We start from the raw sequence: 13,630 nt of genomic DNA, 5'->3' as shown, positions 1-13,630 counted from the left end.
TTATTGCAATTTCAAAGCAGAAATGGTAAATAGCAAACACCGCATACTAATACTTGGAGCCAGTGGTTACATTGGCAATTCCATCTATAAAGAGCTAGGTCCTTATTTTAGAACTTTTGGAACCTACAGAACTCCAAAGAAGGAATTTGAAAAAAATAAACAATTCTTTCATTATAATGTAGAAGAAGACGACGTCTACGAAATCCTAGAAGCCTGTAAACCATCTATTATCATCTCAGCACTTCGTGGAGACTTTAATGCACAAATAATAGCGCATCAACATATAGCAGAATATGTTATAGAATCTGGTTGCAAAATCATTTTCTTATCCTCTGCGAATGCTTTTGATGCTTATAGCAAATACCCAAGCTACGAAGAAGATAAAACACTAAGTCACAGTGTTTATGGGCATTTTAAGATAAAGATTGAGAATATGCTTTTGCGTTTACCTAAAAAGCAAGTAGCTGTATTAAGGTTACCAATGATTTTTGGTGTAAACTGCCCAAGGATTCAAGAAATGAAACAATTAATATCTGCCAATGAATCGGTAGAAATTTTTCCGAATTTAATAATGAATGTTACACTAGATAAGAAAGTAACCCAACAAATTCATTATATAATAAATCGCAATAAATTTGGTGTATTTCATTTAGGAAGTACAGACTTGGTGCATCATGATGAGTTTATAAAAGACATTATCGCTTTTATTTCTAAAAAGAAAGTCTTATTAAAACATGTTTACACCACAAATGAAGATCGTTATTTAGCTGTATTACCAAAGTTTAACAAATTGCCTAAACACCTTCAAATAACGAGTCAAAAAGTTTTAGAAGAACTTCAGAAATAAGCTTGTAACCTACTTTGTTATTTCTTAAATTTAGACTAATCAATATTAAACTATGAAATTAGACGCATCTACTATAGAAAAGAAACTCTTACACTTCCCAGATTGGGATTATTACGACAATGCTATACACGCAGAATTTGAGTTTGATAATTTTAAAGATTGTTTTAGCGCTATGAGCAGAATTGCTTTTGAGTGCGAAGCACAACATCACCACCCAAATTGGAGCAACGTTTACAATGTTTTAAAAATAGCTTTATCTACGCACGATGCTGGTGGTGTTACTAATAAAGATTTTAAATTAGCCGAAGCAATAGAAGACATTGTAGAGGTTGAAGAATAAATTTTTACCAAAACACTTATTTATTTAAATTTACCCGAACTAAAATTCACATACTATGGGAAGAGCTTTTGAATTTAGAAAAGCAAGAAAAATGAAACGATGGTCTGCAATGAGCAAAGCCTTTACGCGTATAGGTAAGGATATTGTTATGGCCGTAAAAGATGGTGGACCAGACCCAAATAGTAACTCGCGTCTTAGAGCAGTAATACAAAATGCGAAAGCCGTAAATATGCCAAAGGCTAATGTAGAGCGCGCTATTAAAAAAGCCAGTGAAAAAGGACAAGGTGATTATAAAGAAGTGATTTTTGAAGGTTATGCGCAACATGGTATTGCTGTACTAGTAGAAACAGCAACAGATAATAATACACGTACCGTAGCTAATGTACGTTCTTACTTTAATAAAACAGACGGAAGCCTTGGCACTTCTGGCTCAGTCGTTTTTATGTTTGATCATACTTGTAATTTTAAAATTAAAGGAGAAGGTTTAGATTTAGAAGAATTAGAATTAGAACTTATTGATTTTGGTGTCGAAGAAATTTTTGAAGACACTGACGAAAACGAAGCTGGCGAAGAAGAAACAAGCGTATTAATTTATGCGCCTTTTGAAAGCTTTGGAAACATACAAGGGTATTTAGAAGAAAACACTATAGAAATTATCTCATCTGGTTTTGAACGTATACCACAAGTTACAAAAGCCATAACAGCTGAACAAGCTGAAGATGTTGAGAAACTGCTAGAAAAACTTGAACAAGATGATGATGTACAAAATGTATATCATACTATGGAAGAAATAGCTGAATAACATAAATCGAAGTCATAAAACCTAATAAATATACTAGCTTAAAGGGTGTCTAATGGGCTTTTTATCTTCGTAATACTTTGGCGTGATACTTTTGTATAGATTTGAGTCGTTTTAACAGAATTATGACCTAAGAGTTCTTGAATAAAACGCAAATCAGCACCAGATTCTAAGAGATGAGTGGCATAACTATGTCGTAAGCCATGTATACCTATGTTTTTAGAGATACCAGCTTTTCTCATGGCGCTTTTAAATACAGCTTGTAGGCTCGATTTTGAATATATACCACCATATCGTCCTTCTAATAAATAGTCCTTAGGCTTATAGGCTTTAAAATATGCTCTTAAATCATCTAGCAACGATTCTGGCAAAGGCACATATCTATCTTTTTTTCCTTTTGCCCCAACGATATGGACCAGCATTCTACTGCTATCTATATGGCTCAGTTTAATATTTACAACTTCAGACACTCTTAAGCCCATACCATAACATAACTTTATAGCTATTTTATGCTTAAAGTTAGAAGTGCACTCAATTATAGCCTTTATTTCCTTTTTACTTAAGAGTTTTGGCAGCGTGCTTGGTGTTTTTGGTCTAGGTATATCAAAAAACATTTTTGGCCTATGCAAAACTTGTTCGAAATAGAACTTAATTGCATTTATCTTACCGTTAAGTTTTCGTTCTTTAAGGTGTAAAGTTTTAACACAATACAAAAAATAATCTTTAAGCCGTTTTGGGTTTAAATCATCGACATGGTAATGACGTAATAGCACCAATAAATCAGCAAACTCAGCAAGGTACATACGTTGTGTATTTTCACTGTAGGCCTTAAGTTGTAACTGATTACGATAAGCCACAAATGCATTTCTATTTATAGGATGTATTTTTGCGAATAGCTTTAGACCTACTTTTTTCTTTTTTATATTTAAGTTTAAACGAATTGCTGGTAAATCTGGGAGATACCAACTTTTATTTGAAGCACTATATTTTGCAGAAGGAAAGCGTTTACGAAGCGCATTTTTCAGTGCTGCACTGTATGCAAATTTTATCCAAATAATATCTTTATTTCTATGCTTCCCTACTGAAAACTCATAATTATCTAGCTGCATTTATAGTGTATTTTGTATATCATTTTTAAATATACAATTTTTTTGATATACAAAACACCTAATTAAAAATGTATGTACACATTATGTTTAGAAGAGATTATTGCTAATACTTAAAAATTGTATATATTTAATAAATACAACATATAACAGTGTTGTAGCCAATTTTGAAAAAGAAAATTTTAGAAAAATATCGAGAAGTTCAAACTGAAACAAGTTGGAGTGCCTATAAGGTTACTTGTCATATCTTAAAATCAAGTGAATCTATAGCTGAATCATTTGGTTCTGGTGTTTTTGTAAAAGTAGATGAAAATCATTTTTTAATAACAGCCGCACACGTTGCTGAAGGATTAAATTATGAGTTATTTGTCGGAATCGATAATGACACAATATTTAGATTAGGAGGCAATATAGTTACAAACAATGTTGAAGAACAGCGTGAAAATGATAGATTCGATTTATGTGTACTTAAACTCTGTGATGAAACTGTAGAAACAATAAAAAATTCATATGAATTTTTAGATAAAAGTGAGTTGGGAATTAATCATATTTCTAAAGAGTTGCCTATGTATGAAATTGTTGGATTTCCTGCAACAAAATCCAAGTACAACAAATTTAAAAAACAACTTAAAAGCAAAGCTTGGAGATATATAACAAGTCCTGCAAAAGAAGAAAATTACGAAACTTTAAAATGCAATAAGGATTTCAATATTGCTCTTAATTATGACCGTAAACGAGTTTATAACTTTAAGAAAGCAAAGACTCAAATCGGACCAGAATTATACGGAATTAGTGGATGTGGATTGTGGTTTACACCACCGAAAGAGATCCTTACTAAAGGACAACCTGAAAAAAGATTAGTTGCAATTATGACTGAATGGCCAACCAATAATAGAAAGTTTCTAATCGCAACTAAAATTGACCTGTTTACGGAAATCATTAGACAGAAATACAATTGTGATGTGCCAAAATCAACAATATTGAAACTAAATATAAATTAAAAAAACTGGCTACAACAATGGCTATAAGTAATTGCTTGTTCTCGCCTACTTCTGAAAATCCTCGCGGATTTTCAGTTTGGTGTGTACTTGCAAAGTTAATCGCTAAACCACGCAACTACTCATAGCCAAGACGTTGTGCTTCATTATGACAAACCACTAACCAATGATAAAATTCTTTAGAAATATTAGACAAAATTTACTTTCGAAAGGTAAAACTGGAAAGTATTTTAAATACGCCATTGGTGAAATCATCCTTGTGGTTATTGGTATTTTAATCGCTCTACAAATTAATAATTGGAATCAAAATAGAATTGAACGTAAAAAAGAATCAAATTATATTGAAAATATTAATAAGGAATTTAAATTAAATAGAGCGCAATTAGATTCTGTTACTTTTTATCACTACAAAGTATATATTAATGCTACAAAAATCTTGAATTTAATGCCTATTGACATTAATACAATAAATAAAGATTCTCTATCCATTTATATTTCAGAAACTTTCAATCACTACACCTTTAATCCTCAACAATCATCTGTAAATTCATTAACCAACACATCTACTTTTGAAACCATATCAAATTTAGAATTGAGAAGATTATTACAAAAATGGGATGAATTAGTCAAGGACTATAAGGAAGAAGAATTACTTTTCAGAAATTATAGTTTTGATAATTTTATCCCTTATATAAGCAAACATATTTCACTCAAAGCATTTACTAACAAAACCAACATTTTAGATCATAATAATGTTACATATACTTTTTTAAATAGTTTAGAGTTCGAAAATGCGATTGCACTTAGAAAAGGTTTAATGAGTGATGTAATATTAGGAAGTGAGTTAAAAGAAGTTCATGAAACAATTGACCGAATTATTGTATTGACAACAACTAAATAATAAAATAACGAAAGCACAACAATGGCTATAAGTAATTGCTTGTTCTCGCCTACTTCTGAAAATCCTCGCGGATTTTCAGTTTGGTGCGTACTTGCTAAGTTATACTCTAAGCCACGCAACTACTCATAGCCGAAGCCGTTGGTATGTAATTGCCTACGGCACGTAGAATCGCGTTTTCCAAACGCTGCCCTTCTACTAATTACATACCAACGCCCACTGTTTGTCGCACCTCGCTAATTTTATGTATATTTAGTCGAGTCTACGAGAACTCCGAACGATACTACACACAACAGCGTGTATAGCTAATCAGGCGCAACAATAGCTTTCCGTGAGGCGCGCCTCACTACGCCATACACAGTGGGCGTTGTGTTTCATTTTAAAAAAAGATACGTGAAAGAATGATAGTAGAATTTCTTGGACAAGGTTTACACTTCGAAGAAGATGAAACGTGCGGAAATCACGTTTGTTCTGCTATTCAAGAAAAAGCATTCACGCAAATAACCTTTTTTACTGCTTTTTTAAGAAAACCAGGTTTAGACTATTTAAAACCTTTTTTAGAAAAAGCAAAGAATGACAATAGAAACATAACTTTTTATGTCGGAATTGACGAAAGAGTTACATCCAAAGAAGCTCTAGAATTATTACTCGAACTAGAGATTGAAACCTATATCTACTTTTCTGAAAGGTTTATCTATCACCCAAAAGTTTATTTATTTGAGGGAGAAAAAAATAGAATCATAACTGGCTCTTCTAACCTGACAAAATCAGGGCTTTTCTACAATGTTGAATCTTCAATTCTTTTGGATTTTACAAATAGTGATAAAAGTGGACTAAAAGTTTTAAAACAACTAAAAGAATTCTATTCTACATTATTAGATTTTACAGACCCAAATATTGAACTTTTAACGAATGAATATTTAGAAAAATTAATCGAGGAGCAAAAAGTATCAACAGAAGCTTTCTCTGATGGTTCTGATTATAATTCAAATATTCACGACAAATCAAAAAGAAAAGGCAAAAACCCAGAAATAACAGATTTAGGAAATATTGAAATCACAGAAAAAAGACCTGTAAAACAATATAAATCAATATTGAAAATTACAGATGAATATTTAGAAAAATGGGGTTTTATGTTCCAAAAAATGGAACGTTTTTATAAGGAAAATGAGCATTGTACTGTTCCAAGAGACTATAAAGACAGAACTCTTTATGGATGGTATAGAAAACAGAAATTACTACACCAAGCCGAAATGTTACCAGAAGAACATTTCAAAAAGTTAAAAAGTATTGATTTCTACTTTGGAGATGGACACACAATATTTTGGGATAGAAAATGGATGAATAGCTACAATCAACTTTTAGAAATATATAAAGAGACTGGAGATAGCAATATAAAAAGATATAAAGATAATACTCATCCTCTTTTTTACATTTCTAATTGGGTTGCACTAGAAAGAGGAAAATATAAAAAAGGCAAGCTAAAAGATTGGCAAATTGAAAAGTTAGAAAGTATTGGTTTTAAATGGGTAATGACACGTACACCAAATAACTACAGAATTGTAGATGATTGGTTAGATAAACTTGCATTGCTAGAGGACTATAAAAAAGAATTCGGAGATTGTAATGTTTCTCAAAACAATAAAAATCCAAAATATAAAGGACTAGGAAAGTGGCTTAATGACCAAAGATTCAACTATAAGAAAAAAAGAAAAATTCTGACAAAGGAGAGAATTGAGCTTCTTGAAGACCTTGGTGTAGTATGGGATATGGATGTTTATAAATTTGACCAAAAAATATTGGAATTATTAGAATACAAAAAAATACACGGAAATTTTGAAGTTCCTTCTAATTACAAACCAAACAAGAATTTTGGGAATTATATTTATAGAATAAGAACAAAAGGACTAGAAGAATCTTGGAAAATCAAAAAACTACAGGATATTGGATTCTTTGAAATCGGTACTCGAACTAAAAAGGAAAAAGAGGGTCACGTTACTCAAAATTGGTATAATAATCTTGAACAACTAAAAAAACTATCGAATCCAAATTTGCCAAAAGACAGTAAAGAATATCCGAAACTTGCTAAATGGTTGCATAATCAAAAAAGAACTTTTAGATATGGCAGATTGAAAGATGAACAAATAAAAGAATTGAAAAAACTAAATGTAAAACTTCCTGCAAAAAGTAAAAAAAGAAAAAAATGGGAAGAATATATTGAAATTATTGAGCTATTCAGAGAGGAATATGGAGACAAACAAATAACATCTGAATTTGATAAAGAACTTTACGAATGGATAAACCAACAGAAAGCAAATTATAAACACAAGAGTTTGAGACTTGAAAAAGTAGAGAAGCTAAAGGAATTGAATATATTACAAACTGAATAAAAAAACGAAAACACAACAATGGCTATAAACAATTGCTATTACAGGCTTATCCTGAAAATTCCGCAGGAATTTTCAGCTTATAATGTACTTGCAAAAGTCCGTGCAAACCCACGCAACTGTTCATAGCCGAGAACGTTGGTATGTAATTGCCTGCGGCACGTAGAATCGCGTTTTCCAAACGCTGCCCTTCTACTAATTACATACCAACGCCCACTGTTTGTCGCACCTCGCCAATTTTATGTATATTTAGTCGAGTCTACGAGAACTCCGAACGATACTACACACAACAGCGTGTATAGCTAATCAGGCGCAACAATGGCTTTCCGTGAGGCGCGCCTCACTACGCCATACACAGTGGGCGTTGTAAAACATTTTGACCAAATCAAGTGAACAGAGAATATCATCTAACATTTTGTAAAGTTTGTAACAATCGAAAAAAGGACTTTAATAAAGGTCTAATTTGCTCTCTTACCAATGATATAGCCGATTTTAGTGAACACTGTCCAACATTCGATTTAGACTCATCTGAATTGGAGCAAATTAGAGTCAAGGTTCAGAGTCAAATTGATGACAAATATGCTGCGAATGGTGTCGAAAAAGTTTTAGGCTTAAATGATGGAATATTCACAAGACCAACAAGAAGCAGAAATCCAAAATATAAATCAGCCGAAAAAACTCATAATCTGACTTTTAAGAATAATGTTGCATATGATAAGGCTGTTTTGGTTCTAATGCTATTCGCAGTTGGATATATTTTCTTTGTAAACTATAATGATATTGTAAACTCAAATTTGGATGATGGTGTTTTATTGGGTTTTGGTGTTTTCCTAATAATAATTCCCATTTTCATTTATCGAGCATTTTTTATGGAACATAAAATCAAAATGAGAGTAACTAAAACAGCAATTGAATATGACGGAAAGAGGTTGAACTGGAATGAAATAATTGACCTTGGAATTTTAAAAGCCAAAAGTTCAAGGGTAAATGAACATAAAATTATTGTCGGAACAATTAATAAAGGGATTCAGGAAATTAATTTAACGAGTCTCAATGTGAGTCCTGAAGAATTAGCCGACATTATTATTTTAAATACAAAAAACGTTTTACAACAACGTGTATAGCTCATTGCGGCTGAATTCCTAATCGGAATTCATTGCAATTTGCTATCTTTCGTTTATGGCGGAAAATCATAGCTGATTTCCCGCAACGAGCCATACACAAGTCCGTTGGTATGTAATTGCCTGCGGCACGTAGAATCGCGTTTTCCAAACGCTGCCCTTCTACTAATTACATTCCAACGCCCACTGTTTGTTGCACCTCGCCAATTTTATGTATATTTAGTCGAGTCTACGAGAACTCCGAACGATACTACACACAACAGCGTGTATAGCTAATCAGGCGCAACAATGGCTTTCCGTGAGGCGCGCCTCACTACGCCATACACAGTGGGCGTTATGCGCAAGTTAATCGTGCGTTGAAAGGAATCACAAAGCCACTAACCAATTATTAAAAATATATGATAGATATTATTTTAAATGTAATTAACAATCCTGAAATTGTAAAAAGAAGTTTAATAACAACAATGATATCATTGACAATTTTTTCTTGTAAAGAATCTAATAGTGATTTTGAAATCTTAAAAAACGAATTTGAAGTTGTCATTAATACTGAATCAAAAACAGACTCCTTGTCTATGTATCCATGCATAGATTTTGAAAGATTTCTAGATTCTACTTATAAAATATTCTTCAAAGGACAAATTCAAAATGGTATTGTTAATTTCAAGGGTAATAAACCATCGCACCCTGTAATGTTTGATATTCTTGATGAGAATGTAGGTTTATCAAATAAATTTTTTATTGATAGCGGTACTACAGAACTCTTTGTGAGTTTTGTAAATAAAGATAAAAAAGTCATAATCCCTGAAAATAAAAAATCTAAAACCCAGAAAGAATATGAATTATTAAAAAAGGAAGGTTTAGACTCAATTGAAAATTTACGGTCAAAAGCCAATTCTGCAGAAGAAAGAAGAAAGTTTAGTGCTATTAGAGATACTTTAATCGTCGACTTTATTAAAGAAAACCCCAATTCTTACGTTCCATTATGGTTGATTGCAAACTATTTTTCTTTTCGAAGCGTACAATACAATAAATTATATGATGATTCTATGTCTCTTTTTTCTAATGACATTAAAAAAACAGAATTATTTAAAAATGTTGAGGCTAGATTAAAAGTAGGAAGGAATTTTTCTTTTCAAAATAAAGAGTTACCTCTTAAAAACCTAGATTTGAAAGATATTCAATTTAAAATAAGCAATCATAACTATAGTAACTATATTCTACTCGATTTTTGGTACTCTAATTGTGCACCATGTCTTCAGGAAATGCCAAATTACATTCCGATTTACGAAAAATATAAAGAATTAGGTTTTGAAATCGTAAGTATCTCAGTTGATAAAACAACTAAAATAGAGAATTGGCGGACTGTTATCAATGAAAAGGGATTTAACTGGATTCACTATTTAGATGAAAACCGAGTAGAATCAAAAAAAATGAATGTAATCAGTTTTCCCACTACATTTTTAGTTAATAACGAAGGTGAAATAATAGAAAAAAATATTACATCAGAAAAATTAAAAAGCTTCTTAAGTACAAATTTAGATTGATAATTAGAAGCATTAATTCCAATAAATCTAATAAATAAAACCAGCGCATAACAATGGCTATAATTCATTGTGGTTTTTGCCACACCAAAGTTAAAGTATAAATCAAACGGCTGGATTTCGGCGGAATAATCCTGCGGATGATTCCACAACGAAATCATAGCCGATACCGTTGGTATGTAATTGCCTGCGGCACGTAGAATCGCGTTTTACAAACGCTGCCCTTCTACTAATTACATACCAACGCCCACTGTTTGTCGCACCTCGCCAATTTTATGTATATTTAGTCGAGTCTACGAGAACTCCGAACGATACTACACACAACAGCGTGTATAGCTAATCAGGCGCAACAATGGCTTTCCGTGAGGCGCGCCTCACTACGCCATACGCAGTGGGCGTTGTAACCAATCTCAAAACGAAATAAAACCGAAAAATAAAATATGGATTTAAAAGATAAAACTACAGAAAAATTGAACGGAGAATTGAAAGGGCTAAAAATAATTAATGGAGCATTGATAGGTGTTTTGTCCTTATTATTTATTGTATGTGTTTACGGATTGATAACAAAAGAAGATAGCAGCACTTTTATGGCTTTAATTGTAGTTCCTTTAGCTTTAAGTGCAATTATTCCATTAAATTATGGAAATATGAAAAAGATAAAAAAGGAATTGGAATTAAGAAAGTAACTAGATTGCTAATTAAAATTTGATTGACAAATTGCATTGCGTGAAATAAGAAATGGAAAAAATATCCGTGAAATAAATCCTGACATAACATATCTCTTTAAAAATTACGAACGAACAGAAATTAGAATAAGAAATACTGGTTACAACACCGTGTATAATTAATTGCTTTGGCAAGTGATTATTTGGAAAATTCCTGCGGAATTTTCTGGGGCTCGTAATTATTTACTAAACTAGTTGGCTAAACCACGCAACAAACCATATACAAACACGTTGGCAATAATTACGATTAAACAATATGATAAACCTTAAACTACCTATTTTACTATTAACTGCAATTTGCTTCACTGCATGTGATCAAAAAAAGAGCGAAAGCGTTAATACGGACGTAGTAAGCTCACCATTAAATGACTATCTGATAGCATGTGAGTCAAATGGGTTCAACGGAGCTGTTTTAGTTGCAAAAGGAGACCGTATTATTCTTAACAAAGGTTATGGATTTGCCAATAAGGAAAAGTCTTTTGCGAATACCCCAAAAACTGTATTTGATATCTGTTCCGTAACAAAGCAGTTTACAGGAACGGCAATATTGAAGTTAGCTGAGAACGGAAAACTAGAGCTAACCGATTCTTTAAGTGCATATTTTAAGGATTTGCCTTTTGATAAACAGAACATCACCATTCACCAATTACTCACTCATTCAGGTGGTTTTGGGCATGATATAGGCGAGAGTGATTTTGACCATATTCCTGAAAACGAATATTTCCAGCAATTGTTTGATACAGACTTACTCTTCACTCCAGGAGAAAAATACGAGTACTCTAACTCTGGTTACAGTATTCTGGGGCGAATTATAGAAATCATATCAGGTAAAAGTTATGAAAGCTACCTAAGAGAACAATTATTTGAACCGGCAGGAATGGCCCAAACTGGCTATCTCTTGCCTAAATGGAGTAGCGATTTAGTGGCTAATGAATATTTGTACAATGTCATAAATAAAGAGAATCACGTTTCCAAGTACCAGCAGGATGGAAAAATTGCTTGGCCTTTGAAAGCAAATGGAGGTATTAACTCGACTCAAGAAGATATGTACAAATGGTATTTAGCATTAAAAAACAACACAGTATTAAATAAAGAATCTACAGAAAAATTAACATCACCTCACATTCTCGAATATGAAGGTGAATCGAGTTATTATGGTTATGGTTGGGCAACATTTCAGTCAGATAGAGGTACTAAAGTAATTACTCATAATGGTTTTAATGGTGTTTCTTATTATGAGTTTATTTGGTTTCCTGAAGAAGATGCTCTTATTCTATTTTCAACCAATTCGTCAACTCGCGAATCTTCAAGAATACCGTTTGAATTAGAAAAAATGCTCTTTAATGAGAATTACAAAGCTAAACCTATCTCAAAAAATAAGGTGACTGAATTGCTAACATTTATCGAAAACTATTCGGGAAATGTGAGAAATTTAGGGAAAGAGTTAAAGCAAAAATTTGAAGTGATGTTGGATGACCCTGTTTATTTAAACCGCTTAAGCGGAATTTATTTACGAGGGGACGACATTGAAAAAGCTATTGTCATTACAGAGCTCAACACCCAATTGTTTCCAGATAATGGCAATATCTGGGATACTATGGGAGATGTATATTTTGCTGCAAAGCAAAATGAAAAGGCAAAAGACAGCTACAAAAAGGCATTGGAGTTCAAGCCCGAAAATGATGATTGCTTTTGGTGTGACAATTCTACCGCTCAGCTTATAAGTTTGGAAGCAAAAAAATAAACTATTGCCAACACTGTATATAAAATCATAGCACCCTTCGGGATGCTACGCTTCATATACTAAACGTTGGTATGTAATTGCCTGCGGCACGTAGAATCGCGTTTTCCAAACGCTGCCCTTCTACTAATTACATACCAACGCCCACTAACAACCAACCGAGAGCTAAATACTTTTCTTGATTACTAAAACTTTTAGCTATTTAATCATTTATTATATTTATTTATGATTAAATACATTTTCATTTTATAGCATTAAATTTGCGATATACACCATTTACAGTTAATAGATAAATTAAAAAATGAATAAAATAGAGTATATAGAAAATGAGATTTCTGAATTAAGAAATGAATTGAAAAATCATAAACTTTATGAAAATTTACATAACATTAATGACGTAAAAATTTTTATGGAAAATCACATATTTGCAGTATGGGATTTTATGTCTCTTTTAAAAAATCTTCAAATAAACCTTACTAAAGTTCAAACACCTTGGACACCGCCAAAAAACCCAAAAATATCAAGATTTATAAATGAAATTGTTCACGGCGAGGAAAGTGACATTAATGAATTAGGAGAACCAAAGAGTCATTTTGAGATGTATTTAGATGCAATGTTCCAAGTAAATGGAAATACGAATGAAATCAATGATTTTATTAAGCTTATTGAATTGGGATATTCAGTTGACTACTGTTTTAGTCAAGTTAATGTCGATAACAGAGTAGCTGATTTTGTTAAATTCACATTTTCGATTGTTGAAACAAATAAGCCGCACCTCGTAGCCTCTGCATTTACATTTGGGAGAGAAGACCTTATTCCAGATATGTTTATCGAAATTCTTAAAAATTCAGATTCTGAAAAAAAATTATATAGTAAAATAAATTACTATCTCGAACGACATATTGAACTTGACGGAGATGAACACGGTCCTTTATCTCTTATGATGATTTCTGAATTATGTAAAGATGATAAACAAAAATGGGATGAAACACTAAATGTAGCGAAACAATCATTAGAAAAACGAATTGAACTTTGGAATGCTATATCTGATTTAATACAGAATAAAAAGCCTGCATATAACACCGTGTATAATTAATTACTTGGTTCAGGTCTACTCGGAATTT

Annotated in this window: 12 protein-coding genes; 11 read left to right on the top strand and 1 reads right to left on the bottom strand. The window is 32.1% G+C overall.

Annotated elements, in window-relative coordinates; genetic code table 11:
* Positions 1-22: 22 nt before the first annotated feature.
* Genes WPG_RS14800 through WPG_RS14790 form a run of 3 tightly spaced genes read left to right on the top strand, consistent with a single transcriptional unit; the run spans position 23 to position 1,989 of the window.
* Positions 23-847 (top strand): sugar nucleotide-binding protein, encoded by an 825-nt coding sequence (locus WPG_RS14800; protein ID WP_045474087.1) that lies wholly within the window; start codon positions 23-25, stop codon positions 845-847.
* A 52-nt stretch (positions 848-899) separates the two neighbouring features.
* Positions 900-1,187, top strand: coding sequence for a 4a-hydroxytetrahydrobiopterin dehydratase (locus tag WPG_RS14795; protein WP_045474085.1), 288 nt, complete (start codon positions 900-902; stop codon positions 1,185-1,187).
* 55 nt (positions 1,188-1,242) lie between these two features.
* Positions 1,243-1,989, top strand: coding sequence for a YebC/PmpR family DNA-binding transcriptional regulator (locus tag WPG_RS14790; RefSeq protein ID WP_045474083.1), 747 nt, complete (start codon positions 1,243-1,245; stop codon positions 1,987-1,989).
* A gap of 38 nt (positions 1,990-2,027) precedes the next feature.
* Here WPG_RS14790 and WPG_RS14785 read toward each other — a convergent pair whose 3' ends face one another.
* A complete protein-coding gene (locus WPG_RS14785; RefSeq protein ID WP_045474081.1) occupies positions 2,028-3,095 on the bottom strand; it encodes a tyrosine-type recombinase/integrase in 1,068 nt (355 codons plus the stop codon).
* Between the two features lie 164 nt (positions 3,096-3,259).
* On the opposite strand from WPG_RS14785, the gene WPG_RS14780 reads away from it, so the two are divergent.
* The 8 genes from WPG_RS14780 (at position 3,260) to WPG_RS14745 (ending at position 13,602) form a co-directional block, all read left to right on the top strand.
* Positions 3,260-4,093 (top strand): hypothetical protein, encoded by an 834-nt coding sequence (locus WPG_RS14780; RefSeq protein WP_045472421.1) that lies wholly within the window; start codon positions 3,260-3,262, stop codon positions 4,091-4,093.
* A 163-nt stretch (positions 4,094-4,256) separates the two neighbouring features.
* The gene (locus WPG_RS17615; RefSeq protein WP_052471293.1) at positions 4,257-4,991 is read left to right on the top strand and encodes a DUF6090 family protein; all 735 of its coding nucleotides are present in this window, start codon (positions 4,257-4,259) and stop codon (positions 4,989-4,991) included.
* Between the two features lie 398 nt (positions 4,992-5,389).
* Positions 5,390-7,378 carry a Helicase associated domain protein gene (locus WPG_RS14770; RefSeq protein WP_045474079.1) on the top strand — a complete coding sequence of 663 codons (1,989 nt, stop codon included), beginning with the start codon at positions 5,390-5,392 and terminating at the stop codon, positions 7,376-7,378.
* Positions 7,379-7,764: 386 nt separating this feature from the next.
* Positions 7,765-8,499 carry a hypothetical protein gene (locus tag WPG_RS14765; protein WP_045474077.1) on the top strand — a complete coding sequence of 245 codons (735 nt, stop codon included), beginning with the start codon at positions 7,765-7,767 and terminating at the stop codon, positions 8,497-8,499.
* Between the two features lie 395 nt (positions 8,500-8,894).
* Positions 8,895-10,043 carry a TlpA family protein disulfide reductase gene (locus tag WPG_RS14760; protein ID WP_045474075.1) on the top strand — a complete coding sequence of 383 codons (1,149 nt, stop codon included), beginning with the start codon at positions 8,895-8,897 and terminating at the stop codon, positions 10,041-10,043.
* A gap of 437 nt (positions 10,044-10,480) precedes the next feature.
* Entirely contained in the window at positions 10,481-10,726 is a 246-nt protein-coding gene (locus WPG_RS14755) for a hypothetical protein (protein WP_045474073.1), read from the top strand.
* Positions 10,727-11,021: 295 nt separating this feature from the next.
* Positions 11,022-12,509, top strand: a complete 1,488-nt coding sequence (locus WPG_RS14750; RefSeq protein WP_052471292.1) for a serine hydrolase domain-containing protein — start codon at positions 11,022-11,024, stop codon at positions 12,507-12,509.
* 298 nt (positions 12,510-12,807) lie between these two features.
* On the top strand, positions 12,808-13,602 hold the full coding sequence (locus tag WPG_RS14745) for a DUF3050 domain-containing protein (protein WP_045474071.1): 795 nt from the start codon (positions 12,808-12,810) through the stop codon (positions 13,600-13,602).
* The last annotated feature ends 28 nt before the right edge of the window (positions 13,603-13,630 follow it).

The sequence above is a fragment of the Winogradskyella sp. PG-2 genome, assembly GCF_000828715.1.
Taxonomy (GTDB): Bacteria; Bacteroidota; Bacteroidia; order Flavobacteriales; family Flavobacteriaceae; genus Winogradskyella.
The sequence above is the reverse complement of the archived record's forward strand: the minus strand, read 5'-3'. Positions and strand labels throughout refer to the sequence as shown.

Bases quoted from the DNA above. Each gene is read 5' to 3' on its own strand.
- WPG_RS14800 (WP_045474087.1), top strand. From the start codon at position 23: ATGGTAAATAGCAAACACCGCATACTAATACTTGGAGCCAGTGGTTAC.
- WPG_RS14795 (WP_045474085.1), top strand. From the start codon at position 900: ATGAAATTAGACGCATCTACTATAGAAAAGAAACTCTTACACTTCCCA.
- WPG_RS14790 (WP_045474083.1), top strand. From the start codon at position 1,243: ATGGGAAGAGCTTTTGAATTTAGAAAAGCAAGAAAAATGAAACGATGG.
- WPG_RS14785 (WP_045474081.1), bottom strand. From the start codon at position 3,095: ATGCAGCTAGATAATTATGAGTTTTCAGTAGGGAAGCATAGAAATAAA.
- WPG_RS17615 (WP_052471293.1), top strand. From the start codon at position 4,257: ATGATAAAATTCTTTAGAAATATTAGACAAAATTTACTTTCGAAAGGT.
- WPG_RS14770 (WP_045474079.1), top strand. From the start codon at position 5,390: ATGATAGTAGAATTTCTTGGACAAGGTTTACACTTCGAAGAAGATGAA.
- WPG_RS14760 (WP_045474075.1), top strand. From the start codon at position 8,895: ATGATAGATATTATTTTAAATGTAATTAACAATCCTGAAATTGTAAAA.
- WPG_RS14755 (WP_045474073.1), top strand. From the start codon at position 10,481: ATGGATTTAAAAGATAAAACTACAGAAAAATTGAACGGAGAATTGAAA.
- WPG_RS14750 (WP_052471292.1), top strand. From the start codon at position 11,022: ATGATAAACCTTAAACTACCTATTTTACTATTAACTGCAATTTGCTTC.
- WPG_RS14745 (WP_045474071.1), top strand. From the start codon at position 12,808: ATGAATAAAATAGAGTATATAGAAAATGAGATTTCTGAATTAAGAAAT.